This window comes from Clostridium sp. C105KSO13, from assembly GCF_001517425.1.
Taxonomy (GTDB): Bacteria; Bacillota; Clostridia; order Lachnospirales; family Lachnospiraceae; genus Muricomes.
Window position 1 is genome coordinate 48,369 of record NZ_FBWL01000157.1, and the last position, 26,765, is coordinate 75,133.

Here is a 26,765-nt window from a genome sequence, read left to right on the forward strand (position 1 = left end):
TGTACCAAATTCCGGTACGGAAAGGAAATATATGAGTGAGAGAGATACACAGCAGATCATCATGGCGGTTCAGAAAGCAACGGTGCTTATGGACCCTGTTTTTAAGCTGACTGCAGCGGGAGCTGCGCTGCTAATAACATATCTGGCACGTATGGTCAAAGAACATAAAATAAAAAAAGGAGAATTTAAAAATGTGCAGGAATTTATGAAGGCAACGGACGGCCAATATAATATTGTGAATGTGCCGGTGCCAACAACGGCAGACGGATTAAAGTGGCTTGGATCAGAAGGCTTCGGAAAGGAAATGGATAGTTTGAGAGAAATGGGTGTCCGTGTTCAGTTAATGCCGGATTTAAATAAGTCAGATGGCTTCGAACAACTTATGATACAAAGTGATGATATGGAGCTCTTCAGCGGTTGGTATGAGAGATACTTGCAGAGGCAGATGCGGGGAGGTGAACACCTAACGCAGGATTTACAGAATCTGACGAATGGGAAAACAACCCTGGTGAGTATTCCCTTTGAGGAAAATGAAAGTAAACTGGTACACGATTTTGAAAAACTTGGTATCAACTATTCCATATTACCTGATCTGAATGTTGGAGATGGAGAAATACAGATCATGGTAGCCAGCAGCGATATTGATACAGTCAAGTATTGGTATGGCATGTATCAGAATGATCAATTGGCAAAAGGAAATGAAGTAAAGGATATGAATTATGTCAATATGGAAGATTACACACAAACTGGTAATATGACCGAGGAGGAATATATCAATACTGCCAGCCCTGAGCTGCAAAAGGCTAATGAAAAGTATGAGAATCGGAAATATGGAGAAATTGAAAACAGCGTTATAAAGCAGGAAAACAGAATTCGGAGTACAGAGGATGTTGCCTATGAGCAATATCATAACAATCCGGGCTTTACCGAAATTACGATTAATAAGGAAACGTTGGTTGAGAAATCCTCTTTTGCTCAGAATGAAAAAATAAAGGAATCTGGTCTGTTTGCCAGCCGCATACCAACTACCTATGGAAAGGACGAACAAACACTAATTTTACCGAATGAACAGGTATTTCTGACAGACGATGGAAAGACGTATATAGCTTTTCTTGAAAAAGATAAATCTCCGCTTGTGATGCTGGCAAATGGAATGCCTGTATCAGTAACTGAAAGAAAGAATGGAGAGAAGTTGTTCCGAGACTATTATGATAAAGTTGAACGTGAATTCTATAAGAAGGAGCAACTTTCGCATACTGCCAATAAGGTACAGGAATCTGCAAAAAGCATGGCCACAGAAAAAATACCCTCTGTTCCAATAAAAATAAAGTAGGAGGTACATATGATTCAAAGAAAAAGAACACCCTGGGGAGTTCTATTATCAGTGCTTGTGTTCCTGTGTGTGCTTGCTTATTTTCTTTGTGGACTCTTCCTGTTGTCAGGGGTAAACCTCACAAATTTTCAAGATAAGCTGCTGTATATCCTTCTTCATCCGTTTCAAAATTGGTGGAATGATAAGACAGTTGGCTTTATCGGTGTAGCATTTTTGATATGGGTAATGTTTGTTGCCTGGTACCTGGATAATAACCGTAATTATCAGTCCGGAAAAGAGAAGGGGACAGAAGAATGGGGAAATGTTAAAAAATTGAGCAAAACCTTGCGTGACAAAGATGAAATGAAAAACATGTATCTGAGCCAAAATATTGCAATTTCAAACTCATTACTGTCTAACCAAAATATGCTTGTTATTGGTGGCTCCGGTAGTTATAAGACTACTTCTGTACTTACCCCTAATATTCTTATGGCTTCCTGCACAAACGTGATTTTAGATATAAAAGGGGATTTGCTGAGAAAGCACGGAAAATATTTAATCAAGCACGGAGTGACTGTAAAGTCTTTAAATTTTATTAATCCGGAGGAATCAGATCGGTATAATCCGTTTGCTTATGTAGCAAGGGAGACAGATCTGATTAAATTAATCACCAATACCCAATTATCGGTAAAACCTCCAGATGCAATGAAAGGGGATCCGTTTTGGGATGACGGAGTAGCATTATATTTGCAGGCAATGTTTTATTATGAATGGCTGCAGGCTAAGGATGAGGGAAGAAAAGCATGCTTTAATAATATTTTGGTCCTTGTAAATATGGAGAGCAAACACGTAGATGAGGAAGGGACTACAGCACTGCAGCAGGAAATGAATAGGCTTGCAGCTATAAAGGGCGATGATTATCCTCCGGTACGTGATTACCGGAAATTAAAAGAAGGAGCAAGTGAAACAGTACGCAGCATTGTAATCATGGTGAATGCAATGCTGCGTTTGTGCGAGACAGCCTCAATAAAAAGGATACTTTCTGATGATGACCTGGATATTAAGTCCCTGGGGCTGGGCATAAATGGAAATCCAGATAAAAAGACGGCACTTTTTCTTGTTATGCCTGACAATGATGAGTCTTTCAACTTCTTTATCAGCATGTTTTATACACAGCTTTTTGACGTGCTACTATATACGGCAGATCATGAGTGTCACGGGCAACTGCCGATACATGTGCGGCTCTGGGCCGATGAGTTTTATGCAGGGCCAAAACCAAACAATACAGAAAAGCTTATGGGTACCATACGAAGCCGTAACATGTCAATTGTTCCGATCCTTCAATCTGTTTCACAAATCAAAGCAATATTTCCACAAGATAAATGGGAAATATTTATGGAAAATTGTGCAGCCGCCATTTATCTGGGATCTGGGCCAATGGCTCATTCTACACACAAATATATTTCAGATCTATTAGGGGACATGACAATTGATACCCGCAATGACAACCGGCAGCTGGGAATGCAAGGGCAGACCAGCCTAAATAATGGTAGAGACGGAAGAACACTTATGACTCCGGCTGAGGTAAAAAGAATGTCCAGGAAAGATTGTATCTTATTTATTGAGGGACAATATCCAATCTACGATCAGAAGGCACTACCATTTAGAACACAACGGTGGATAGAATCTGCAGCGCTGGCATTACCATTTGGCTATAAACACCCAGTAAGAGTTATATATAATGAAAATACCATGACTTATCGCACTTTGAAGACAAAGAAAACTATCCAATTTCTTGATAAAAGGGAAGTACAGTTTTTTAAAGAAGCTGAAAAGACCGATTCCACCATTAGAGTATTTGAAATGGATGAGGAGGATTTTCTTTACTTGAACTGGAGAAAGAAGCCGCCGCTTTCGGAAGAAGAAGTAACAGAAATATTCCAACAGGCAAAAGCAGAGAAAAACAATGATGAACAACAGGAGGAAGAGCTTCCAGAGGATGTAAAACTTTTAGGAGATCAGAAGAACGTACCGGATTCCGGTACGGAAGTGCAAACACAATGGGATCTTTCCGGCAGTGTGTTTCAATGTATAAAAAGATATGCAGTGCAGCTGAGTGAGGCGCAGTTAAATGAGATATTGGTGGGACTTGAATCTGGGTTGAGTGAAAAGCAGATAAAGTCCTATTTTTGTCTGCCGGCAGAAAAAATGAATCAATACCGACGTGCATATATGTTCAGCAGTTCTAAGTAAGAGGAAAAGATATATGAGAATACGAAGTCCAACAAGGGTGTTTAGAGAAAACTTTAATAATGAAAAAGAATATAAGTTGTCCTCAGGAAGGAGCATTAAATTCATGTGTATAGAGAATAAGGAATTGTATTCACAGCAGACAAAGGCGGCATTAATTGAGAAACGAGAATTTGAGTTGACGTCACAGCAGCTGAGGTCTTTGGTGGAAATAATGGAGGAAAATCAGATTTTGGAGGTAGAGATAGACAATGCAAAATGAACATGAATTGGAGGTTGTAAATGTCAGGTTAGTAAGAGAGCCTTCTTTGTATAGCGAAACGCCATTGAATACTCCTCAAGCAATTACGGAACTTATGGCGGATGAGCTCTCGAAATATGACAGAGAAGTTATGTGTGTGCTGAATATGAAAACGAACGGACAGTGTATTAATATGAACATTGCTAGTATGGGTGCGATTAATCATACTCTTATAAGCCCAAGGGAAATATTTAAAAGTGCCATTTTAGCAAATGCGTCCCATGTCATTTTGCTACATAATCATCGGAGAAAGGGTATGTTGACATACTGATTTTGCTATGTTATATTAGGTAATACCTAAATATATTAGGGGATACCTAAGAGAATGGAGTTCCTGTTATGAACGATGGAATCAAGGTTGTCAATGGTGGCGTACACCCTCAAAGAGAGGAACCAACGTATGAAGAATCTGTAAGGTTTCAAGCAAGAATTATTGGCTTATGGGAACAACAACAGCAAGTACTCGGTTACACAAAGGCAACAATAGCATTAAACCTGAGAAATCTGAATGAAATTTTGGATATAAGCGAAAAGTTTATATGGGAACTGAAAGCTTCTGATATGGATTTATTTTATGAAAAACTTGTAGGAAAAGGATTATCTTATTCCACAAGACGCAAATATCAATCGTGTGTTTCTGCATTTTTAGATTTTTTAGAAGCAAGGCATAGCAAGGATATTTATAAGCAGTATGGTGTTAATGTTCCAAATATAATTGATAAGTTCAATAGACATATGCACCGTAAGGATGATGTTGATATGCCCGTGCTACCACCTGAACCAGAGGTATTAGAACGATTTTGGAATGGCTTGAAGGAGGAAATGTCAACTGCAAGGAAATATGGGACAATAGCAAGGGATTATATGATGTTTCGTACAATGGAGAAAGCAGGACTACGATCATTTGAATGCGTTATGCTTGATGTGAAGGATATCCGATTTGATTTGGGAGAAAAGGGTAAAATTCATATCCGATATGCAAAAGGGTCAAATGGCACAGGGTATAAGGAGCGGTTAGTTCCAATGCTGATGGGACTAGATGAGTTGATGCATTGGTATTTAAAGAATGTACGACCATTATTTACAGAGGAAATAACTGGTCCTTTGTTTCTAAGTGAAACAAAACGACGAATATCACGTGATGTGTCAAGAAATTCGCTACGAAGAAGACAGAAGGAATTAGGATTTACTGATGATGAAATCTTCAGTCCACATCAGCTGCGTCATGAGTTTGCCACAAATCTTACCGAAATGGGGGTAGATTTACTTACTTTAAAAACACTTTTAGGACATAGTCAGATTCAGACTACTTTTGCATATGTGTCACCAGGTGATGATTTTTTAGAAAAGAGGATTCGCATGGCTCAGAGTAAATGGCAAAAACAATTGGAAACGTATGAAGAAAAAACAGGAGGCTAAGTAAAGATGTCATTGGAATGGAAATTAAGAAAAGTAATGGCAGAGAAGAATATTTGGTCGGGAGCAGAACTTGGAAGATTGCTTTTAGATCTGGCGGGTTACAAGCTATCGGCACCTTCAATAAGTGCATTAATTAATGAGCAACCGAAGCAGGTTAAAACAGAAACAATGGATGCTCTTTGCATGGCTTTAGAATGCACTCCGAGTGATTTATGGTTATTTACTCCGACACCATATGTAAAAAAGAAACAAGAAAAGGTTATTCCCATCAAAAAAGTTGCAAATGGGAAGATGCCACCACTATAAATGTTTGTCTATAATTCGCTTATCATACCAGTCAAGAAATCATGGGTAATGAGAATTATCGAGGAGTACAGAGATTTTTTGATGGACTATCATAATGAGCAGAAAGCAGTTTTTCACCATCTTAGAAATTCGGAAAAGGTGTTTGTTGCAATGGAAGATATTTTTCCAAACGAACTAACCTATGACTGGCTTGAAAGTAGTTTTGAAACTTACGGAAAAGCAAAGTCATGGAAAAGCCTGACAGGATTTTTGGTTAGAAAAAAACTGATACAAATGCCATCTGAAAATTCGAAATATCGAAAACAGTGTATGAAGTATGTAATCAAACTTCCGGAAAACTTTCAAAAATGCATAAATTGGTATATAGAAGATAAATTTGCATTGCAGGAACGCCAAATTGCTAATAATGCAAGTAGTCCGATTAAAGCAAGAACGATTGAAACAGATGCATGTTCTTTATATAGAATGGTACGATGGATAACTGAAAACTGTGAGGAAGTAAGACATTGGACTGATTTTAATGAAGCGATAGTTAATCGTTATTTACTATCATTACCAGCTTCAAATAGAGAATGTACGCGAAAAGATTTATACCAATTCTTCAAATTTGCAAAACGAAAAAGGTGTATTTTCACAATCCCAATGACAGACTATAAGACGAGAGCGATTCCGCGTGTATGTGAAGCATTGTCGAATGATGAGCAGAGATTATTATATCAAAAAATTAAAATGGAAGGTACTTCATCACCATATGAAGCGTTTCTGACATCATTATGCTTTTTTCACGCAATCCAGCCTATGCGAATAGCGGAAATAAAGATTGAATCTATAGATATTGAGAGACGACTTATTCATATGCAAAATATACCTGATGTTTTTCTAATGTCAATGGAAATGGTTCTGCTTAAAGAATATCTTTTATTAAGAGAAGGTTTCCCGAATCATGTAACAAACAGTCATTTGTTTATCAGAAGAAATAGAGGAGATTACCTTCCTGACCAAGTAGTAACAAGAACATTTATTACAAAGTCGGTTCAATCATTTAGTGGGTTTGGACCACAAACATTAAGGATTACTTGCCTTCAGGAGATGGCCGCACTAAATGGACCTAATTTCTTGAGAGAAGCATATGGAATATCAGGAACCCATGCTGGCAGATATGGATCTTACGAAGAATATTTGGTTGAAGAAGCATTGAAAGAAATAGATTTTAGTTAGGAGTGTAATCGATATGGATGAATCATTTGTACCACAAGATATCAAAGATAAGATTGTAGAACTAAATGCGTTGATAAAAAAAGCGGAAGTATTAAGCAAAGAAGTTACAAAGTGGTATCACGAGGCTCTGCTTGAGATGGATTTAACGTTAGATGTAGAAGATGAGCTATTTGATGCGACAAATCTGCTTTGTGTGGAAGGAATAGATTTTAATTCAATTATGGAGGGCTTGAGCACGGTTCAAATTTTCAGAAGTTCTTATAAAGATAAAGCTTTAAATTGAGGCCTTTTATGAAATGAGGTAGATGTCAAGATTAATTTTGAGATTTAATGATTTTATAGTATAATGAATACAACAACAAAATAGTATTTATATTAAGTGAGGTGTTAGGTATGCAAGATGAAATAATATGCTATTGCTCCAATGTAAGTAAGGGGAAAATATTAGAAGCTATAGGAAACGGAGCAAAATCGCTTCAAGACATTAGGGATATGACTGGTGCTTGTACTTTGGGTAAATGTAAAGAATTAAGTCCAACAAAGAAATGTTGTTCTGCTAGTATTATTAAGATATTGAATGAAAATACTATAGTATGATCATAAAAGAAAGTGAAAAATTCCAATGTATTTAACGGTTGGGATTATAAGATACAGAAAAATGGTGTCAGAAGTTCTAAGATTAAGAACTGTGATAGCTGTACGTATCGAATTTTTATCAATATTTATGGAGGTTAATAATTGAAAAAACTAAATACAGAATATTGGAAAAAGCTACTGGAAACAGTGGCTTTTTCTAATGGTGAGATAAGTTTGTATGAACTTGTCCAAAAGGAACATAGACATTTCCACCCTAGTGGTTCTGTGCAACCATCTCATGAGGACCTCGTAGTTACAGAACAATTAGAAAAATGTGGGCAGCTTTTGGGCATTCCTGTTAGGGACCATGTAATTATCGGCGGCACCAACAAAAAAATGTATAGCTTTGCTGAAAATAGACAGTTAGAGGGAAAGAAAGCCCCAATATTACACAGGAAAAAAAGCTAAATCAAAAAAATAATAGACAGATAAGCCAACTTCAGCTGTGACTTAAGAAAAAGTACATAAACAGAATTATGTTGAATAAAAGGACAAATAAGTTTAATTCGAGGAGGAATTAATATGAAATCATTTATGGAAGAATATGGAGTTATTATCGTAGCGGCAATTATCATCATGATACTCGTTGTAGCGGCGTCTCCACTTGGAAATTCAATTAAGAGCGGAATTACAGAAGCAGTAGCTAAACTGACGTCTGCACTTGCAACTACAGTGGCACCATAGAATAGGCAGCTTGTAATGAGCTGCCTTTTAAAGGTGAGCAGGAGGTTGAAATGAAACTAGAGAAAGAATGGGACTTTAAGGATGAAAATTTTGGTGAGCTATTACCGTATATACAGGATGATATGATTACGGATATTAATTACAATGGCTCAGATGTGTGGGTAGAACACTTACAAAAAGGTATATATAAAGCGCCTGTGCAGCTTTCGCCGGAATTTGTAAGTCAATTTAGTATTCGTATTGCAAATGTAGTAAGCCAGCAGATCAATAAGTACAATAATGTGTTGGAAGCAGAAACGGATACTCTCCGGATTTCCATTATACACCCCAGTGCGACGAATACCGGATATTCTATATCTATACGGAAAACTCCGGTAGTGATGAGATTATCATCTCAAAGCATGTTGGAAACAGGATATTGCTCAAATGAAATCTTGGATTTTCTCACTAATTGTGTGATCGGGAAGATGAATATAGTTTTTTGCGGACAGCCAGGTGCAGGGAAAACAGAACTTTTAAAGTTTCTTACTCAATATATACCCAGGGAAGAAAAGGTGATGACCATAGAAGATAACCTGGAAATCCATTATAAAGATATAAATCCTGGGGCAAATTGTGTGGAAATGAAGGTGGATGAGGAATTTTTCTCCTATACAAAAGCAATTAAGACAGCATTGCGGCAAAACCCGCAATGGGTTCTGCTCTCAGAGGCACGTTCGGCGGAAGTGAAATATCTGTTGGAATGTTTCTCTACAGGACTCCACGGTCTCACAACGCTCCATACGGATGACACCAGGAAAATACCTGACCGCATAAAAAATATGATGCAAGATGCATATGCTGCATCCAGACTAGAAAATGATATTTACAGTTTTCTAAATGTAGGGGTACTGCTCCGTAAGAGAGTTTCTGAGAATCAAGAAGTAACACGATGTATCGATCAGATCTGCTTGTTTGATCGTGTAGGAGAAGAAAATATAATCCAGATGGTGGTAGAGGACGGAAAAGTGGTGTCAAGGGAAATGCCAGTGAATGTTAAAAGAAAGTTTGAACATCAGGGAATCTGTGCACCTTTTGAATCAGCGTTAAAAATCTGAGGAGGTGAAACATGTCAGTACGGAATGAAAAAGTGAAGAAAGCTTCCTTGTTTAAATACTTGAATCCCAAAAATCTAAAGGGCGAAATCAAAGGATATGGGTATACCTTTACACCTGGAGATTTTCTGAAATATATTGTTTTGGTATATGGTGGAATAGTTGCGTTTTCATATTTATTTAAATTGAAGATACCTTATATTATTTTTATTGCAGCAGCGGTTACACTGCTCCTGCCTGATATATTCCTGAATCAATTTCGGAATATGTATGAGGAAAAACGCTTTGAAGATATTACGGCATATATGGAACAATTGCTTTATTCGTTTAAACGAAGAGCAAAGATATTATCCGCCCTGCAGGATACACTAACTCTATTCTATGATGAGCATAGTAAGAGTCAGGGGGGACTTTATGAGGCTATACAGAAGGCAATTGATCATATACAGACATCTGAAACAGAAGGCAATATTTACGAGGAGGCTTTTTCCTACATAGAAAAAGAATACGGATGCAAACGGTTATATAAAATACACGATTTCCTTATACGTGTGGAGGCTGCTGGCGGAGAATGCTCTAATGCAGTAGAAATCTTGTTGGATGATAGGAAATTATGGATGGACAGAGTATACACTCTTCAGAAGGATAAGGCAAATGTAAAGGTGAAAATCACAATAGGTATTGCCCTATCCTTTCTTATTTGTGCAATGGGAATATATATGCTGCCGCCTGATTTTCATGTCATAAATAATCCCCTGTCTCAGGGAATCACAACACTTGTCATTATAACGAATGTGTTGATATGGTATGCATCGCAGAAAAAATTATCCGGAAGCCTTCTAGTGTCAGGGAATGAAACACCATTTAAAGAAATTCAGAAGCGCTATGAGTATGTCATGCATGTAGATTTAAAACAGAAGAGAAAAAAGGCACTGATAACAGCTGCAGCATTTTCACCATTGATTTTATTGGCATATTGGAAAGTGAATATAACGAGTGCTGCCTTTATGGCGGTATTTTGCTGGCTGATTGCATCGCAGCCAAAGAGACACTATAAGACATCTTTAAAAATAATAACAAAGGAAGTCGAAAAAGCATTTCCTGAGTGGCTGATGAGCCTGGCCCTGCAGCTGCAGACAGATAATGTGCATGTATCTATCTCTAAGACGATCGGTACGGCACAGGAGGTATTGCAGGAAGAATTGCAAAAGCTACTGGATGGAATCGAACAAAGACCAAATTCTTTGCAGCCGTATACTAATTTTTTTCGGAAAATACAGCTGCCTGATATCACATCAGCCATGAAAATGTTGTATTCCATGGCTGAGTTTGGAGCTGCCGATGTGGAGAAACAAATAGGTGCGTTGGTACAACGCAATACAGTTTTGATGGACAAGGCTGAACGGATTCGACAGGAAGACTCCCTTTCTGGAATTAGTTTTTTAATCTTGCTGCCGATGCTGACAGGTGTTATAAAGCTTATTGTGGATTTGGGACTGGTAGTTATGAGCATTTTGTCAACAATCAATACGATTTAGGGGTGCAGGTATATGAAAGAATTTTTTGAGGAGTATGGAGCCATTATCTTCATATCCATTATAGGTCTGGCAGTAGTGTATGGAATGTGGGAAATGCTGAAAATGGTTTGCACTATTTAAGAAAGGCGATAAGGATGAAAGGTTTTATAGAGGAATATGGGGGCGTTATTGTGGCCTGCCTTATGGGGCTTTTGATATTAGGAATCATATCTTCCTGCATTACAGACGGAACATTTGTTAATTTGATTAAAATGTTTTTTCAGGGCGTCGGCACTACAGTTACAAATTGGAGGTAGCAAATGAAAACATTCATGGAAGAGTATGGGAAAGTTATTGCACTTGTAATCGTACTTGTAGGACTGATTTTATATGTATTTGGTTCAGATGCCCACGGCTTGTTGGGAGAATTATCCAAGGTGAAGGGCGTGGAAACTGTGGGGGATGCTGATAATTCTGAACTTCTATCGTCTGTTGGCAGTCGGGATAATCCGACGTTAGAGGTCAAGCCTAAAAAGCTTAGGATTGGAAATGAATACAATTTATTAGATAAAAATGAATATTACATTACAGCCAGGAATGCAGATGATGCTGAACTGGCTGTTTCTGTGAAAAGTATTATATCCCCGGAAGGCGAAGCATTAACGGGATTCGTCAATCCGAATGCTTTTAAGCCGGACAGATCAGGAATCTATGTTATTAAATATGAAACACATGAGGTGTATAAAACATTTGTGAAGACAACGGAAAAGGATTACCAATTTGTTGTAGATTAAGAAAGGGGGTGGCAAGTATGAAAGGGGCTATAGAAACTATGATGGGGGTCGTGATCATTGCCTTGTCAACAGTTTTGATAACCGGATTTATTATAGCGTCTTTAAATACGCAAAAGGCGCAAAATTATCATGCGGCAGTGGTTGCAGAAGTGGAAGCAAGTGATTTTTCACCCACGGTAATAGCCAGTTGTGAAGAAAAAGCAATAGAAAATGGATATACGGACTTACAGATTGAACAAATGACCTCTGTAAAAGAAGAAAAATATGCGAAAGTTACGTTGATGTATGATTATCCAATGCCTCTGCTAAATGTATTACTGGAACATAAGATTGTTGGCTATGCCAGATAAGGGGAGATTATGAAAAATGCTGTTATCAGTTTCTTTTTGATTGTGATACTTATATTTGGGGCTGTCATTGTGAATACGGCGGAAACCAAAACAACTAGGGAAAATGAGTTGGATAGCAATCTGGATTCCGCAATGAGAAGTTCTATGAAAGCTCTCATGACAGATGAAGATTATCAAACAGGAAAGTCTGGACCGGATGAATTTATAGCTGACTTTATTCAGAACTTTTTCGTCAATACCACAAGTGATGCAAAATTTAAGATAGACATTAAGGCTGTAGATATAGATAAAGGTCTGCTAGATGCAGAGGTAACAGGCTATTACAACCAGGTAATAGGTACGGGGAAAGTATCAAGCAGAAAAACTGTAGTGCTAGAAGACTATGATAACATGGACAATGTGTACTATACGGTGACATTTAATGACGGTGACAACATTATTAAACAGATCAATGTGCATATAGGAGATTCTCTCAAAGGAGAAATGCTGCCTCAATCAGATAAATATAAGGGGGGGTGGACTTTGGAAGGAAAAGAACTGATTTATACAGCCGATAACATTGATCAGATAAAAATGGAATCGCCTATAGTCTTAAATGCAGTCAAGTAGCTTAAAACTTTCTGAAATCAACAAAAAAAATGAAAGGGGAAAGACAATGGTAAAGGGTTGGAAATACATATTATCAATGATTTTGGTAATAACGTTGGTTACCGCCGGGCCGCTTACAGTTGTTCATGCGGAGGATCCCAATGCTGATGCTGCTGTGACAAATGAAAATCAGCCAAATCTCTCCAAGCTCTCAAACATCATGGAAGCAGAGGAGCCTTACCAGGCATTTGGACAACGAAAAGATAGAAGTGATATCCTGGACAAATTATCAGAAAAAGAAATCTATGAACTTATGATCCTGATGCGCTACCAATATCTGAAAGAGGATATCCAAGGGCAAGATCAATCCCTGAAAGCCTATCAGGACATAGTTGAAAACTGGAAAAAGAAAGTAGCGCTTAATAAGAACACGGATGCTATTGATAAGGATATAAAAGGGAAATATTCGGAATGGAATCAAGAAGCATTTTCTTTTCTTCCGGACAAATCTATTGTTTATGAAAGGGACAATGTAGAAAAGAAAGTAACTGATTTTGTCACTTATGCTGAATATCTTCAAACACTGACCGCAGTTGATGTGAGCCAGTTTTTAAAACTCCTGGAAGTGATTTCTGATGCCGACAGCTCTGAAATGTATACTGAGGCTGTGAAGGATTACGAGAATTTTCGGAATGAAGCATACGGCTTCGATGATGCAGAAACGATCGAAACTGAACAGCCAAATATTGATAAGCCAGATATGGATGGAAGAGAATCAAGTGAAGACTCTGATTCTTCGGCAGGCGGTGTCCCTGAATCAGAAATCCAGGAAAAGAACCAAACGGAAATTAATGATTCAGAAACCACCAAAGGTACGTTAGAAAAGTCTATAACAGCTAGAACTACTACACATATTTCAATTTTAGCTGCAACGAATGTTGCACGAATCGGTAGTACATATTACACTTCATTTGACGCAGCATTTGCAGCACTTCCAAGCGGGGGGACATTATATGTCTTAAAGAGTACTACTATTGGACATAACGTAAATACTAAGTCGTTTACAATCATGCCAGAAGGAGCAAATGTTGTTTTAACTGCGGATTCAAGTGTATCATCGGATGCTGCTGGTGCTATTGCTACTCCGAGTGGGGCCTCTTCAACAGCGACATGGAACTTTTCGGGAAATGGTGGATATACTTTAACCATTGATGGCGCCGGGAAATATGGTTCGGGAATACTTTCCTCCGGGTCCAGCATAACAATCAATTTAAAAAGTGGAGTACGTCTCAGAAATGCCTCAACTAATGGGGTGTGGAATGCCAAGGGGACAACAAATCTCTATGATAATGCCATAATTTATAACTCCAGTTATACGGGCATTGCAAGTCAGGGAACTGTAAATGTGTACGGTGGAGAGATTTACGGTTCAGCACAGCAGGGAGTACGAGCAGATAAAATTACTATGTCTGGCGGAGCAATACATGATAATGGTGCTGCAGGGATACAGACACAATCTGTGGATGATAATACAAACATAAGCGTTTCTGGTGGTAATATTTATAATAATGGTTCCGATGGATTACTAGGATACGCTGCCAATAATGTATGCACAATCGATGTATCAGGAGGAACAATTTATTCCAATGGTTCATCAGGAATAAGAATTCCGGTCACATCTGGCACTTTAAAAATTTCTGGCAGCATTAATATAAATAAAAACGCAGTTGGTGTTGTAACAGCATCGACAACTTCAATGTCAGGTGGTTCGATCAATGCTAATAAAGGCAGTGGTGTTAATACTTCAAAATCTTTTTCAATGACCGGCGGCAATATATATTCCAATACTACCAGTGGAAACGGTGGTGGAATATACAACGCAGGAACACTTACACTTTCAGGTGGTACTGTTTATTCTAATACAGCAACTGGCGGTGGCGGCGTTTATAACAGTGGGACATTGACTTTAAGTGGAGCAACTATAAAAACTAACAATGCGAGCACAGGAGCCGGTATTCAGAATACCGGTACATTAACCGTTTCAAGTGGCACTCTAAGCGGCAACACCAGCAGCGGGCACGGTGGGGGTATTTATAATACCAATGCCCTAAATATCTCTGGAGGGTATGTGAACAGTAATACTTCTAAGGTCAATGGTGGTGGTGTTTACCTGGCGGGAGGAAAGCTAAATATGTCCGGCGGATATATCCAAAATAATACGGCCAGTAATTATGGTGGTGGGATATGTGTAGCAGCGGGAACTATATCTCAATTGAACGATGGAAATATAACTGGAAATACTGCAATAAATTATGGCGGTGGTCTGTTTACGAATGTAAATGCCCCACTTAATAATAATACAATCACAGGTAATAAGGCTGTAAACAACGGTGGCGGAGGAATCTATATAAATTACACAACTCTTACTCTAGCGGGAAATAATATAAGCTCTAATACTGCTGGTGATTCTGGTGGCGGGATATGCGGGTATCAAGCAACTATAAACCACAATAGTGGTACAATGAATAGCAATAAAGCGGGCGTGAATGGAGGCGCTATATTTTCTGGATCGGCAACAAATGTTAATGTTAAGGGAGGAACTTTAAGCAACAATGAAGCCACATCAAATAATGGTGGGGCAATTTATATACAAGATGGTGTTGGAACAATGAGTTCAGGCACAATCACAGGTAATAAGGCTGTAAATGACTGTGGTGGTGGCATCTTCATAGATAATGGATCCACCTTAAATCTAAAGGGTGGTACTTTGTCATCCAACTCATCTAAATGGGGTGGTGGTGTGTTCAACCAATATGGAGGCGTTGTCACCATGACAGGTGGAACTGTCTCTGGAAACAGCGCATCTGATAGAGGAGGAGGCTTGTTCAATAAGTCAAGTGGAGCCACAAAGGGGATTATGAATCTTACAGGCGGGACAATTTCCGCAAACACGAGTACGAATACAGGATCAGGCATAGCAGTACAGTCAACCATCAATGTTGGTGGTGCAGTAAATATCAAGAATGACAACAATGTTGCTCTGTTTGATGGAAATTACCTTAACATTATATCTGCTCTGACTGGAAGCACTCCAATCATGATAGTACCCAATAGTTATGCAAACGGTAGTAAGATTGCAAGTGTAGCATATGGCACAAAACTTGGCAGTTTGATGTTTTCTAGGTTCGTTCTGGTAAATGATAATGGATTTGTAATACGACCGGGCAACTATCAGACAGGAGCAGGCACAAATCCCCAGGATATTACTGTCAGCAGTAAGTATACAATCATATATAATAAAAACACTTCGGAAACAGTAGGTAACGTACCGGAATCCGGTACAAAATTCTGGTATGAGAATTATACAATTTCCTCTGCCGCCCCCTCTTGGCTTTATGGACGCTTTAAAGGGTGGAATGAAACAAGTACAGCAAATACAGGTGCTTATCTTATTTCTGGAACAATAAAGAGCGACATTAATAGGAATATCATGCTGTATGCCATATGGGATTCCACGCTGCAGATCAAATATGACGGCAATCAGGCAGAGTCAGGAACTAATAAGGCAGACAGTATTACATTTGAGGCTACAAAAGCAAGTGGAGGGTATATTATAAAGGGGAATACAGGATATACTGATTGGTCTAGAAACAATTTTAAATTGATGGGATGGAGTACTAATCCTTTAACCGTCCCAGGAAATGTTGAGTATCCTGAAGGTACAATTAATAAACTTTCGTATGAAACCCTGTATGGAATTGCTTTAAAACAAGGAATAACAGAACCGAACAGTCCATATGTTACCTTATATGCAATATGGGACAAGCATCCTGTTATTAAAACCGAAGATAAAGAAGTATTTGAAGGGGAAACCATTACCAGAGAAGATTTACTAAAGGATATACATGCACAAGATCAGGAAGATGGAGATCTTACATCAAAAATAAAAATAGTTAAAATCTCCTATGCGGCGGGTAAGCTGGTAGAGGGTGAAAAACAAGAATCTTATATACAAAGCTGGGATCAGGGAATGCCAGAAGATCAAACCCTGGATACCTGGTTCTTGCAGCTGGATGAAGAAGGCGGCAGTGCCATCCATAAGATTACCTACCAGGTAACTGATAGTGCTGGTAATGTGGTGACAAAGGATTCCAAAATCACTGTAAAATACAATCATTTTCCAACCATAGAAGCAGAAGACAGGTATTATACACTTGAAGAGGCTCAGACTGGAGCGATTACGGAGGACGAACTGTTGAAAAACGCTATTGCCGAGAATAAGGTGTATGGTGAAGATGCAGAAGACGGGAAAATGTCAGATAAGATAAAATTAATAGATTTTCATCCCGAAGACCTGGCTGCTTTTACGGATTCTGGTTATGTATCTGTGACCTATCATGTGCAAGACTCCATGGGACCAGAGAAAAAGGGCAAGGAAACCACAAAGCAGATTAAGGTGAATATCATAAAAGATGGGGAAAAGACAGAGACAAGTCCTGTGCAAATAAAATACATCAGGTTTATTAATAAGGACAACTATTATAAAAACGCAGATGCGAATGTAGATGACTTGTCCCAGGCAGAAAAGAAAGAAAAAAATGCTAATGGAGGATTATGTGTGGATTCCAGGTGGTACTCAAATTCCGCATATCGTGGGCTGATCACTTCTTTATGGGAAAATCCAAATTCTAAAGAGGTGTGGAAATTTACACCTGATGATGTTGTAGCAGTAAAAAGGTATATTGAAGATTATGGAATTGGAAATAGTAAGTCACAAACTGCTTTAAATGAATTTGTGTCCAGATTCCAGGAAGTAAAATACTAATTTGAAAAAGTAACCTTAACTCATCATTCAAAGGTGGGTTAGGGTTATTAGACAGCAAAAAACAATTGGTCTGAAATAAAATTATATGATAAAATATTATATCAAATAAGGATTAAGACAGAAATTAAGACAGGAATAAGGTAGAAATAATGAGAAAAATACGGCAATATTCCATTTTGGCTTTAATGCTGGCTTTATTGTTTACGTTTACTGGATGTGAATCTGATAAACTGCAAAAAGCGGTAATCATAAAGCAAGAAAGCCAACAGCAGGCTATATCACTTGAAACGATTCCAGAGTTCTCAGGAGAACCATATATCGTTTTAAATAGTAATAAGCCTGATTTCGATGAGGGCACATTAAAAACGGAATCCTTTGAATCATATAGTGAGTTAGATGATTTGGGGAGATGTGGGCCAGCATCTGCTAATATAGGTAAAGAGCTTATGCCAATAGAGGCAAGAGGAAAAATCGGTCAAATAAAACCTTCCGGCTGGCATACAATAAAATATGATTGTGTGGATGGAAAATACTTATATAACCGCTGTCATTTAATTGGGTATCAGCTTTCCGGAGAAAATGCAAATGAAAAAAACTTGATTACCGGTACAAGGTATATGAATACAGAAGGTATGCTCCCCTTTGAAAACTTGGTTGCAGAGTATGTACGCACTACAGGGCACCATGTTATGTATCGTATTACACCTATTTTTAAAAATAACAACCTGGTGGCCAGTGGCGTCCAGATGGAAGGGGAATCCGTAGAAGATAGAGAAATACAATTTAATGTATTTGTCTATAACAATCAGCCAGGTATTTCGATTGATTATGCCACGGGTAATAGTCATTTAGATTATGGGGCTGAATCAAAAAACAACTCAACAGATGCGGAAGCAACTTACATTATAAATAAAAACACTCATATATTTCATGTGCCAGATTGCTCTAGCGTAAAGGATATGAAGCCTCAAAATCGCAAGGAAACAACCAAATCACGAGATGAATTACTCTTAGAAGGAAATAGGCCCTGCAGTAGATGTAATCCCTAGTTACTATGTTTATATTCTATTTACAAGAGGATATGTATTCAACTTTTTCTCATTATTGTGATTTTAAAAACGTATAGCCCAGAATCGCTTAAGACTCCGGGCTATTTGATTGTGGGCGAAATGAACTCATTCCGCATGGGTATTATAGCATGTGTGAGTATGGCGTGATAATCTATTCTATATTTTTTTTAATGATTCTACGAATAAACCCGTTTACACTCTCTCCCGTCTTATCTAAATATTCTTTAAGCTCCTCGTATTCTTCTGTCCGAATATCTAGTGGAACCCTTTTATACGCCTTCTTCTTAGCTATAAGGAAGATTGACTACTTCCTGCAATCTGCTCTGCCACGGTGCGAAATTCTTGTACTTCTCGTAAGGCAGTGTTTGTTCCGTATCCTGTTTGTAGATTGTTTCCAACATTTTCTGCTGATTCGGATGGACGAACAATTTTTAATGATAAACTTAACATTATATTTAAGATAATTGAAAGGAATTCCTGCAGGTATTTTTTTATCTTTGTTAAAACTTACCTATTGAAAACAAACATATGTTCTGATATACTCATGGCACATAGGAGGTTGAGTATGAAAGAACGGATTATATTTCACATTGATGTAAATTCTGCGTTTCTTTCTTGGGAAGCGGCATATCGAATTTATCATTTGGGAGCTTGCCTGGATTTACGCACTATTCCTTCCGCCATTGGCGGTGACGTTAGTATGCGCCATGGAATAATCCTCGCTAAAAGTATTCCGACTAAACCATATGGCATTAAAACTGGTATGACTATACTGGAGGCGAGACAAAAATGTCCTAAATTATACTTAGCGCTTCCGAATTATTCTTTATATCAACGTTGTTCTCAGGCGTTTCAGCATATTTTGCAAGAGTATACGCCAGATGTTGAAGTCTATTCGATTGATGAGTCTTTTTTGGATATGACATCAACAATTCATCTGTATGGAGATGCAGTTGAGACGGCATACTATATAAAAAGGCGAATAAAGTCCGAATTGGGTTTTACTGTTAATGTAGGGATATCTTCAAATAGACTGCTTGCTAAAATGGCCAGCGAATTTGAAAAGCCGGACAAGGTACACACATTGTTTCCAAGCGAAATAAAGGAAAAAATGTGGCCGTTGCCAGTTTCGGAGCTATTCTTTTGCGGGCGTGCGACAACCAAAAAACTTCTAAGCATGGGGATAAATACAATAGGGGAACTTGCACATACTGATATAGGGCTACTAAAAAGCAATTTAAAAAAACAAGGAGAAACTATGTGGGCCTTTGCTAACGGCTTGGATTTTTCAACAGTAATAGCGGAAGCTCCAGCACAGAAAGGATATGGAAATTCAACTACTACACCTTTTGATGTGTCAGATGTAGAGACGGCTCAAAAGGTGCTATTAGCATTGTGTGAAACGGTAGCTGTCCGATTGCGAAATGACAATATCCAGACCCAGGTTCTTTCCGTAGGAATAAAAAGTTTTGATTTAAGATATGCAAGTCATCAGATGCGTTTAAAAGATCCTACGAATATTACGATTGAATTATATCGTTATGCATGTAGTCTATTTGTAGAATCCTGGGATGGTAAAACACCAATACGGCACTTAGCAGTACATGCAAGCTCATTGTTTCATGGGGATGCGCTGCGTCAAATGGATCTGTTTGATCTGACGGACTATGTGCGGCTTGAAACATTAGATCGGACAATAGACAATATCAGACATCGTTACGGAAATGATTCGATAAAGCGAGCGGTATTTGTTCAACCGTCTTCCACCGAACACAGGGTAATAGATCATATGGAAGGTGGAATCTCACGTGAAAAGAGAAGCGTTGACTATTCAAAACTAAAGATTCTCTAAGATAGAAATGCAGGTGATTTTTTATGGGAATGGGCATTGGAATAAATGACATGGCCCCTGATGAAGGTAAAATTAAAGGGAAGCAAGAGCCTGTTGCATGTGGAACTTGGTGTACGAGCAAAGGGAAGATATTGGTCAAACTAATGAAATATAAAAATAAGAATGGTGAGATCATTACAATAAGCCCAATTCATGTGCTTTCATACTCTAAGAAAAATTATTGTGGGATCCCAACCCAAGAATTTGAGTGTGAAGCTGTGATAGATGGTTATTTAAAAAGATTTCGGTTAAATTATGATCCGGAAAGGGATCAGCCGTGGAATGTAATATGGTAAAAGAGGAGAGTGGATGTTATGTGTGGGAGATATTATGTAGACGATGAAACTGCAAAAGAAATAGAACGGATCATTCGAAATCTTGATAACCGTTTAGAGTCAGTTCCAAAGTATGGAGAAATATATCCGACAAATAATGTGATGGTGTTGCTGGCGGAGAATGGGAATACAATATTGTGTAATATGATTTGGGGATTTCCACAATACAATCAGAAAGGTGTAATTATAAATGCACGTGCAGAGACTGTTCTTGAGAAAAGAAGTTTTGCTGATAGTGCGAAACATCGACGCTGCTTGATTCCTGCAAAGGGATTTTTTGAATGGGACAGAAATAAAAACAAAATATCTTTTGAACGTCCAGATAATAAGGTGATGCTCATGGCAGGGATCTGGAATATGTTTAATGTGGATAAGAGATGTACGATTATAACAACAACTGCAAATGGATCCGTGTCACCTGTACACAGTAGAATGCCACTCATTCTGGAGCAAGATGAAGCTGAGATCTGGATGGAAGATGATAAGGGTACAGAATTTCTTTTGCATAAGTCACCAAAAGAGTTGTCCATTGTTTCAGAAGACTTGCAGTATACACTTAATTTGTAACAAATAATTCCCCTTATTACCGAAAAATTCCGGATAACCAAAATTAACATAACCTATGCAGGGTAGACATTCCGCCGTATCTATGGTAGGAACACAGTTCCTGAGCGACACAGTGTCCACCGAACTATGATAAAATTCAAGCCTGTACTTAATCGTATGGGCTCTTATTGCTGAAAAAATTCTTACTTTGTGAAGGCTAGGAATTAGAATTGATGTTATTTGTTATTGAATTGCTGTAACGTACATGTGATTCAAAAATAAACTCTTTATGCAAAATTTGAAAGTTCTAGGCTTAGATGGGAAGATTTATGGTATAATCAAGCGTAGAGATCATTACTGTGAGAGGGACTATGAGTTGGGATGATACACAAGGATTAGAGATAGAAAGACAAATGATTGAGCAGTGACATCTGGAGAAAGTTAGTGGACCTATCGGCTGGAAATTAACATGGAAGACTTGTTATGGGGGGGTGAAAAGTTAGAACAACACAATGTAAGCATATTGGATGATCATTTCTTGGCCGAACAGGAAAACACACAGATCAGAGTGCAACTTAACTTTGTAAATTATTACGAAGCGACCAAATGGATCGCTGGAAAAACGGAATTGCAAAAGTACAGGTCCAGCGGGAGGATGATAATTAATGAACGAGATGACAAGATTAGCAATAAGGCATATAAATGATGCTATCAAAGAAGATTCTTTGATAGTTTTTGTTGGAGCAGGTGTATCTGCAAATTCTGGTCTACCAAAGTGGCGTGAATTAATAGATGCTTTTAAAGATGAATTAAAGATTGATGATAAAGAGAATGATTATTTAAAAATCGCTCAATATTATTTTGATTCAGTGGGGCAACACAAATACTTTCAGAAAGTAATGAATGTATTTCAACCGCACATTAACTCTCAACCAAATGAAATACATAATCAAATTTTTAGAATAAGACCCAGGCATATTATTACAACGAACTATGATTCTTTGCTTGAAGATAAAATGAATTCAAGTATTGATAAGTACGAGGTTATTATACAGGATTCTGATATTCCCTATTCAAAATCAGATCATTACTTAATCAAGATGCATGGTGATTTAGCTCAAAAGAATATTGTGCTTAAAGAAGATGACTATCTAGATTATGAAGATAATTTTTATATGATATCAACCTTAATCAAATCATTGATTATGAATAATACAGTCTTGTTTGTTGGATACTCTCTAAATGATTCAACCTTTAATTCAACCTTTAGATTGATTCAAAAAGGATTCAGAGGAAATGCTAGAAAAGCATACTTTTTTACTGCAGATTATCAAAATCCTGCCACAGTTGAATATTACAAAAATAAGGGTATTCAAGTAATCATTGGCGAAAAAGAAAAGGTGAATGGAAATATTGGGGAATGTACGACCGAATTTTTGAAGCAATTGAAATCCGAAAGTCCAGCAGAACCTACTACATCTGAAGAATTATGGGATAATATCCGTTTCCTTGATCAACTGTATTTTGTTGAGAATCGTGATGTGGCTTTATTTTCTAATCTTAATTCAAAAGCGTTGCTGTCTCCTCAAACTGTATATAACTGGGAAAAGGATGAGAGTAACCTTTCATTAGATGTTGCTAAGAATGAGTTAATAGTTAATTTTTTAGATAGCAAAACTTTGTTCAATATTTTTTTGGATTTTAAGCGTAACAAGGAATACAATTTTATGCAAAATCCGGTCCTACTAGATGGCTATAAGTTATATAGTGAGCATAAAAATGAAGAAGCAAAATTAAAGTTTAGAGAAATTGCGAATGCTGCATTTATAAGAAAAGATTATTGGAATTATCTGGTGGCTGAATTCAATGTGAACAACATGGAAAACTTTGGAAGTAAAATAGATTTACCTGTACCATCAACTGGTGTAAATAATTTAAAAAAGGTGATTGAGACACTTATTTCTAATGGGGATGAACAAACAAAGCGTATTTGTGCCTACTTTAGGGATGAAATACAAAGTTTTCGCTTTGTCTATAAAAAGATATTCAAAATGGATGATTTGTTAGATAAAATGAGAAATGAACGAAAAAATTATAAAAATGGTGGTTTCTCATTCAATGATTATTTAAAATTTGCTCAATATGAATTTCACTCATTGCTGATTTTTGTTAAAGTGAACTGTATTACAGTATCCCATTATAAGGAATTCAAAACAGTTGTTAATCGCTATTTCGAATGTTTGTTGATTGCTTTTGATAATTCAAACTATTATACAAATGAAGATAGTGCGTTTGAAGGCACAGCATCAATAATTTCTGAATTGACGCTTGATGATATACAAAATATTATCCCTTTCTTGGAAAAGAAGAATATACCGGCTTTATTAGAAAGTTATGGGCTATCTAAAATCAACGTCACTGATGATTGTGTCAAATTTCTTATTGATAAAATTGCTATACTTTCTGGTGAACCAAAATCAATTTACTCGTATAGCGGTGTAGAACAATACATTGGCTTTCTTTCATTTGTAAAAATAAAGGATATTAATGGAATAATTCCACTGTTGGATAACTATCCAATAGTTCCGATTAATTCAGTAGATATACGGAAATTACTTATTCTTTTAGTTAATGGAAGGGATTCTATTCTTGAGCAAAATTTCGGGGAATTAGTGAGGATTGTCAATCAACATCTAAGTAAAATAGTCACTGCTAATATCATGGATAGATATGGTGGAAATTTCTATTTGTATTCATACTTGATGGAAAAAGTTTACGAAAAACATGATGAAATGAAAATTAGTATTGAAGTTTTAGAAGAGAAGTTTAGTCTAATAAACAACAAGCCTGATAAATTGACTGATATTATAAAATATAGGGATTTCATAATTAATTTTTACGACTTCTTAGACGATGATTTGAGGTGCTTAATTAATAGTATATTGTCGAAATATGAGGCTTTAGATAATTCAGATATTAACATATCTTTCATTGAACGATTGGCACTTGATGGAGTTTATAAGTTTGATTCTAAAAGGGAGCTTATTTTAAGCTCGGAAATTGCAAAAGTAAATGAAAAAGAGAATTCTGCGGTCAGGAGCTATCCGGATCCTAAGAAAACAACGATTGCAGATTTATATACATTTATTCAACAAGGTTACTTCAAGCTGGAAGAAGTGAAAGAAAAGCTAGACCTAGATTCTATAAAAGGCGTTTTTCCCGAAGTTGATTGGACACTATTCAATGATTACTCGGATAATACAATTTTAAAATTATTACACAGTCGAAGCTTTTCTGATGCTAGAGAATTCTTTGGGAAAACAGATGAAGAGGCTAAGAGATTTGACGAATGGTTATTGGAACAAGCATTAAATGACAAAATCAGATTTAAAAATAAAAATTTTAAATAGGTATTACTAAGAAGGATTTATAGGTATTTGCTAGATAAATTCTATATATGTGGATAACTTCGCACTATATGAGTAATCGCCCCATAGTAGGTACTTCTTCAAAATTACACTGCTTGTTCGAATAGTGTAGATTTACAGTTACTTCCTGCAATTAGCTGGAAGTTTCCCCGACTACCTATATCTCATAATATAATTTTTTTTGTTCTAAGGATCTTTTTTGTGTATAATAACTTTATCAAGCTGCAACTTGTAGCAGCATTCTTGTAAAAGAGAGGAAAGACAAAATGCAGACAAAATTTCATATGACAAAAGAAGAAAATATTTTCTTGGCAAAAAGAAATATTGTTGATTATATATGGAAAAGTGCTAATCTTGAAGGGATTGGCGTTACTTATCCGGATACGCAGGCAATTTATAATGATATGTCTGTAGCAGGCTATAAGATTGAAGAGATTGAAGCAGTCAATGACTTAAAACATGCATGGCATATGTTACTGTCCACAATAGATGATCCATTAAACCTGGAATATGTAAAAAGGATACATCGTGTGCTCGGGAAATATACGGTCATAAATGCAGGTACACTAAGAATGACTGATGCCTACATAGGTGGTACAGATTGGATACCCTCTTTACCAGATGAAAATAAGATGGAAGAAGAGATAAAGAGAATCCTAAAAGAAGAGAGTCCCATGGATCGTGCTTTAGAGATGACCTTATTTCTTATGCGCACGCAACCATTTTATGATGGGAATAAAAGAACGGCCATGATGATTGGAAATAAAATTATGATTGAAAATGGTGCAGGAATTATTTCCGTGCCACAAAAACATATTGCAGAATTCTATAGTAAGCTTGTGCCTTATTATGAAACGGGAAATGCAGATAAATTAAAAAGTTTTATTTATGAGGAATGCATTGATGGAATGGTATTCCCTCCAAAGGTAGAATTGCCCTTGAAAAGAACGATAACGGCAGATTTTGGGGAATCTGAAAAAAGCAGGAATGGAAGAAGCAAATAATGTGATTGTTTTTCCGCTGTTAGTGCACGTTAGGAGAAAATTCATAAACGTCCATTAAGAATTTACCTAAGAATTTATTTGTCACAAGGGATATTGGAAGATAGTAAAGAGTATATAAAATCCTTTAAATACAGGCATTCCACAGAAGATGATACTGTAAAATAGCTCATGTTTTACGTTCGGGACGTAGAGGTCGCGTGTTCGAATCACGTCACTCCGATTGAAGCCCCAATTTATGGGGGTTTTTTTTATGGGGATAAAAAAGTTGGTCGGGATTGGTCGGGATTATCTAGTGTGTGCTAAAGTCTTAAATTTAGTATTACACTTTTGGATAATCCTTTGTTTTTCAACAAGGCTTGAGGTGTTATATGTATAATACTTCTCGTTGACTGATGCTAGTATATAAGTATGGACACAGAAAGTTGAACAATCTATAATAATTAAAAAGGAGAGTTCAACAAATGGCAAAAAATCAAAAATCTTATACTCCAGAATTCAAACAACAGATTGTAGATTTATATAATTCTGGTACAAAGAAGATGACCGAGTTATCAGGCGAATATGGCGTTCCAAAAGGCACAATTTCTACATGGGTAAAGAATCTTAGCCCAATTAAGGTTTCGGAAGAAGAAACTATTTCTTTGAAGGAATACAAAGCACTTCAAAAGAAAATGAAAGACCTTGAAATTGAGAATGAAATATTAAAAAAAGCTACAGCCATATTCCCAAAGGAACGATAGCCGAATACGTATCCTTCATCAATAGCAATCTTAAAAAATACACGGTTAAGCGTATGTGTAAAGCCTTGAAGTTTGCAAGAAGTACCTATTACGAGGCTCTGATTCGTGTACCTTCAAACAAGGAGCAGGAATACCAGAAATTCTCATCCGAAGCCAAACAATGCTTTGAAGAAAATAAAAAGCGTTATGGATCTTTATGATCGTAAGAAATAGGTTATGCCTATGGCAAACATATGACGACTGATTTAGCACTTGATGCTATCAAGAATGCATGCCTGAATGTAAAAAATACAGATAATCCTCTCATACCATCCTGAAGAAAGAAGAGGTTGTAAACGGCAAGTACTTTCCAGCAAAAAGTGGAAATTATTTTCCAGCGTTTTTTGGCAAATAAAATCCAGCACTTTTGCTTATAGCACTCCGTGGTTGATCCGCGGAGCATTTTTTAACTAAATGG

General features: G+C 37.1%; 25 protein-coding genes. All 25 read left to right on the top strand.

Annotated elements, in window-relative coordinates:
* Positions 1-31: 31 nt before the first annotated feature.
* Complete coding sequence (locus tag BN3456_RS05610) at positions 32-1,333, top strand: hypothetical protein (protein ID WP_089983162.1); 1,302 nt, start codon at positions 32-34, stop codon at positions 1,331-1,333.
* A 9-nt stretch (positions 1,334-1,342) separates the two neighbouring features.
* A complete protein-coding gene (locus BN3456_RS05615) occupies positions 1,343-3,565 on the top strand; it encodes a VirD4-like conjugal transfer protein, CD1115 family (protein ID WP_089983163.1) in 2,223 nt (740 codons plus the stop codon).
* Between the two features lie 103 nt (positions 3,566-3,668).
* Positions 3,669-3,824 carry a hypothetical protein gene (locus BN3456_RS15830; protein WP_176699109.1) on the top strand — a complete coding sequence of 52 codons (156 nt, stop codon included), beginning with the start codon at positions 3,669-3,671 and terminating at the stop codon, positions 3,822-3,824.
* Positions 3,814-4,134 (top strand): JAB domain-containing protein, encoded by a 321-nt coding sequence (locus BN3456_RS05625; RefSeq protein WP_089983165.1) that lies wholly within the window; start codon positions 3,814-3,816, stop codon positions 4,132-4,134. Before BN3456_RS15830 ends, BN3456_RS05625 begins: the two co-directional genes overlap by 11 nt.
* A gap of 68 nt (positions 4,135-4,202) precedes the next feature.
* Positions 4,203-5,282, top strand: coding sequence for a tyrosine-type recombinase/integrase (locus tag BN3456_RS05630; protein ID WP_207644086.1), 1,080 nt, complete (start codon positions 4,203-4,205; stop codon positions 5,280-5,282).
* A gap of 6 nt (positions 5,283-5,288) precedes the next feature.
* A complete protein-coding gene (locus BN3456_RS05635) occupies positions 5,289-5,588 on the top strand; it encodes a helix-turn-helix domain-containing protein (RefSeq protein WP_089983166.1) in 300 nt (99 codons plus the stop codon).
* Between the two features lie 48 nt (positions 5,589-5,636).
* A complete protein-coding gene (locus BN3456_RS05640) occupies positions 5,637-6,806 on the top strand; it encodes a hypothetical protein (protein WP_141654499.1) in 1,170 nt (389 codons plus the stop codon).
* A 13-nt stretch (positions 6,807-6,819) separates the two neighbouring features.
* Positions 6,820-7,089: a hypothetical protein gene (locus tag BN3456_RS05645; RefSeq protein ID WP_089983168.1), complete on the top strand. Its 270-nt coding sequence runs from the start codon at positions 6,820-6,822 to the stop codon at positions 7,087-7,089.
* 110 nt (positions 7,090-7,199) lie between these two features.
* Positions 7,200-7,403, top strand: coding sequence for a (2Fe-2S)-binding protein (locus BN3456_RS05650; RefSeq protein WP_089983169.1), 204 nt, complete (start codon positions 7,200-7,202; stop codon positions 7,401-7,403).
* A 141-nt stretch (positions 7,404-7,544) separates the two neighbouring features.
* Positions 7,545-7,850, top strand: a complete 306-nt coding sequence (locus tag BN3456_RS05655; RefSeq protein WP_089983170.1) for a JAB domain-containing protein — start codon at positions 7,545-7,547, stop codon at positions 7,848-7,850.
* Positions 7,851-7,964: 114 nt separating this feature from the next.
* Positions 7,965-8,126, top strand: coding sequence for a hypothetical protein (locus BN3456_RS15835; protein ID WP_176699110.1), 162 nt, complete (start codon positions 7,965-7,967; stop codon positions 8,124-8,126).
* Positions 8,127-8,176: 50 nt separating this feature from the next.
* On the top strand, positions 8,177-9,223 hold the full coding sequence (locus tag BN3456_RS05660) for an ATPase, T2SS/T4P/T4SS family (RefSeq protein ID WP_089983171.1): 1,047 nt from the start codon (positions 8,177-8,179) through the stop codon (positions 9,221-9,223).
* 11 nt (positions 9,224-9,234) lie between these two features.
* Positions 9,235-10,758, top strand: a complete 1,524-nt coding sequence (locus BN3456_RS05665) for a hypothetical protein (RefSeq protein ID WP_242862811.1) — start codon at positions 9,235-9,237, stop codon at positions 10,756-10,758.
* Between the two features lie 134 nt (positions 10,759-10,892).
* Complete coding sequence (locus BN3456_RS15840; RefSeq protein WP_176699111.1) at positions 10,893-11,054, top strand: hypothetical protein; 162 nt, start codon at positions 10,893-10,895, stop codon at positions 11,052-11,054.
* Between the two features lie 3 nt (positions 11,055-11,057).
* Positions 11,058-11,531, top strand: coding sequence for a hypothetical protein (locus BN3456_RS05670; protein WP_089983172.1), 474 nt, complete (start codon positions 11,058-11,060; stop codon positions 11,529-11,531).
* Between the two features lie 17 nt (positions 11,532-11,548).
* A complete protein-coding gene (locus tag BN3456_RS05675; protein ID WP_089983173.1) occupies positions 11,549-11,881 on the top strand; it encodes a hypothetical protein in 333 nt (110 codons plus the stop codon).
* A 9-nt stretch (positions 11,882-11,890) separates the two neighbouring features.
* Entirely contained in the window at positions 11,891-12,490 is a 600-nt protein-coding gene (locus tag BN3456_RS05680) for a hypothetical protein (protein WP_089983174.1), read from the top strand.
* A gap of 46 nt (positions 12,491-12,536) precedes the next feature.
* Positions 12,537-17,294, top strand: coding sequence for a beta strand repeat-containing protein (locus BN3456_RS05685; RefSeq protein WP_089983175.1), 4,758 nt, complete (start codon positions 12,537-12,539; stop codon positions 17,292-17,294).
* Between the two features lie 149 nt (positions 17,295-17,443).
* Complete coding sequence (locus BN3456_RS05690) at positions 17,444-18,343, top strand: DNA/RNA non-specific endonuclease (RefSeq protein WP_089983176.1); 900 nt, start codon at positions 17,444-17,446, stop codon at positions 18,341-18,343.
* Positions 18,344-18,929: 586 nt separating this feature from the next.
* Positions 18,930-20,216, top strand: coding sequence for a Y-family DNA polymerase (locus BN3456_RS05695; RefSeq protein WP_089983177.1), 1,287 nt, complete (start codon positions 18,930-18,932; stop codon positions 20,214-20,216).
* Positions 20,217-20,239: 23 nt separating this feature from the next.
* Positions 20,240-20,551: a hypothetical protein gene (locus BN3456_RS05700; RefSeq protein ID WP_089983178.1), complete on the top strand. Its 312-nt coding sequence runs from the start codon at positions 20,240-20,242 to the stop codon at positions 20,549-20,551.
* Between the two features lie 18 nt (positions 20,552-20,569).
* Positions 20,570-21,157 carry an SOS response-associated peptidase gene (locus BN3456_RS05705; RefSeq protein ID WP_089983179.1) on the top strand — a complete coding sequence of 196 codons (588 nt, stop codon included), beginning with the start codon at positions 20,570-20,572 and terminating at the stop codon, positions 21,155-21,157.
* Positions 21,158-21,801: 644 nt separating this feature from the next.
* Positions 21,802-24,546 carry an SIR2 family protein gene (locus BN3456_RS05715; RefSeq protein WP_207644087.1) on the top strand — a complete coding sequence of 915 codons (2,745 nt, stop codon included), beginning with the start codon at positions 21,802-21,804 and terminating at the stop codon, positions 24,544-24,546.
* Between the two features lie 302 nt (positions 24,547-24,848).
* Positions 24,849-25,568, top strand: coding sequence for a Fic family protein (locus BN3456_RS05720; RefSeq protein ID WP_242862812.1), 720 nt, complete (start codon positions 24,849-24,851; stop codon positions 25,566-25,568).
* Positions 25,569-26,029: 461 nt separating this feature from the next.
* The gene (locus tag BN3456_RS05730) at positions 26,030-26,308 is read left to right on the top strand and encodes a transposase (protein ID WP_089983183.1); all 279 of its coding nucleotides are present in this window, start codon (positions 26,030-26,032) and stop codon (positions 26,306-26,308) included.
* Positions 26,309-26,765 lie beyond the last annotated feature (457 nt).

Excerpts from the sequence above, each read along its gene's own strand:
- BN3456_RS05610 (WP_089983162.1), top strand. The coding sequence starts at position 32 with ATGAGTGAGAGAGATACACAGCAGATCATCATGGCGGTTCAGAAAGCA.
- BN3456_RS05635 (WP_089983166.1), top strand. The coding sequence starts at position 5,289 with ATGTCATTGGAATGGAAATTAAGAAAAGTAATGGCAGAGAAGAATATT.
- BN3456_RS05695 (WP_089983177.1), top strand. The coding sequence starts at position 18,930 with ATGAAAGAACGGATTATATTTCACATTGATGTAAATTCTGCGTTTCTT.
- BN3456_RS05700 (WP_089983178.1), top strand. The coding sequence starts at position 20,240 with ATGGGAATGGGCATTGGAATAAATGACATGGCCCCTGATGAAGGTAAA.
- BN3456_RS05685 (WP_089983175.1), top strand. The coding sequence starts at position 12,537 with ATGGTAAAGGGTTGGAAATACATATTATCAATGATTTTGGTAATAACG.
- BN3456_RS05625 (WP_089983165.1), top strand. The coding sequence starts at position 3,814 with ATGCAAAATGAACATGAATTGGAGGTTGTAAATGTCAGGTTAGTAAGA.
- BN3456_RS15835 (WP_176699110.1), top strand. The coding sequence starts at position 7,965 with ATGAAATCATTTATGGAAGAATATGGAGTTATTATCGTAGCGGCAATT.
- BN3456_RS05690 (WP_089983176.1), top strand. The coding sequence starts at position 17,444 with ATGAGAAAAATACGGCAATATTCCATTTTGGCTTTAATGCTGGCTTTA.
- BN3456_RS05650 (WP_089983169.1), top strand. The coding sequence starts at position 7,200 with ATGCAAGATGAAATAATATGCTATTGCTCCAATGTAAGTAAGGGGAAA.
- BN3456_RS05730 (WP_089983183.1), top strand. The coding sequence starts at position 26,030 with ATGGCAAAAAATCAAAAATCTTATACTCCAGAATTCAAACAACAGATT.
- BN3456_RS15840 (WP_176699111.1), top strand. The coding sequence starts at position 10,893 with ATGAAAGGTTTTATAGAGGAATATGGGGGCGTTATTGTGGCCTGCCTT.
- BN3456_RS05670 (WP_089983172.1), top strand. The coding sequence starts at position 11,058 with ATGAAAACATTCATGGAAGAGTATGGGAAAGTTATTGCACTTGTAATC.
- BN3456_RS05615 (WP_089983163.1), top strand. The coding sequence starts at position 1,343 with ATGATTCAAAGAAAAAGAACACCCTGGGGAGTTCTATTATCAGTGCTT.
- BN3456_RS05720 (WP_242862812.1), top strand. The coding sequence starts at position 24,849 with ATGACAAAAGAAGAAAATATTTTCTTGGCAAAAAGAAATATTGTTGAT.
- BN3456_RS05715 (WP_207644087.1), top strand. The coding sequence starts at position 21,802 with ATGAACGAGATGACAAGATTAGCAATAAGGCATATAAATGATGCTATC.
- BN3456_RS05665 (WP_242862811.1), top strand. The coding sequence starts at position 9,235 with ATGTCAGTACGGAATGAAAAAGTGAAGAAAGCTTCCTTGTTTAAATAC.
- BN3456_RS05675 (WP_089983173.1), top strand. The coding sequence starts at position 11,549 with ATGAAAGGGGCTATAGAAACTATGATGGGGGTCGTGATCATTGCCTTG.
- BN3456_RS05660 (WP_089983171.1), top strand. The coding sequence starts at position 8,177 with ATGAAACTAGAGAAAGAATGGGACTTTAAGGATGAAAATTTTGGTGAG.
- BN3456_RS05645 (WP_089983168.1), top strand. The coding sequence starts at position 6,820 with ATGGATGAATCATTTGTACCACAAGATATCAAAGATAAGATTGTAGAA.
- BN3456_RS05680 (WP_089983174.1), top strand. The coding sequence starts at position 11,891 with ATGAAAAATGCTGTTATCAGTTTCTTTTTGATTGTGATACTTATATTT.
- BN3456_RS15830 (WP_176699109.1), top strand. The coding sequence starts at position 3,669 with ATGTGTATAGAGAATAAGGAATTGTATTCACAGCAGACAAAGGCGGCA.
- BN3456_RS05705 (WP_089983179.1), top strand. The coding sequence starts at position 20,570 with ATGTGTGGGAGATATTATGTAGACGATGAAACTGCAAAAGAAATAGAA.
- BN3456_RS05630 (WP_207644086.1), top strand. The coding sequence starts at position 4,203 with ATGAACGATGGAATCAAGGTTGTCAATGGTGGCGTACACCCTCAAAGA.
- BN3456_RS05640 (WP_141654499.1), top strand. The coding sequence starts at position 5,637 with ATGAGAATTATCGAGGAGTACAGAGATTTTTTGATGGACTATCATAAT.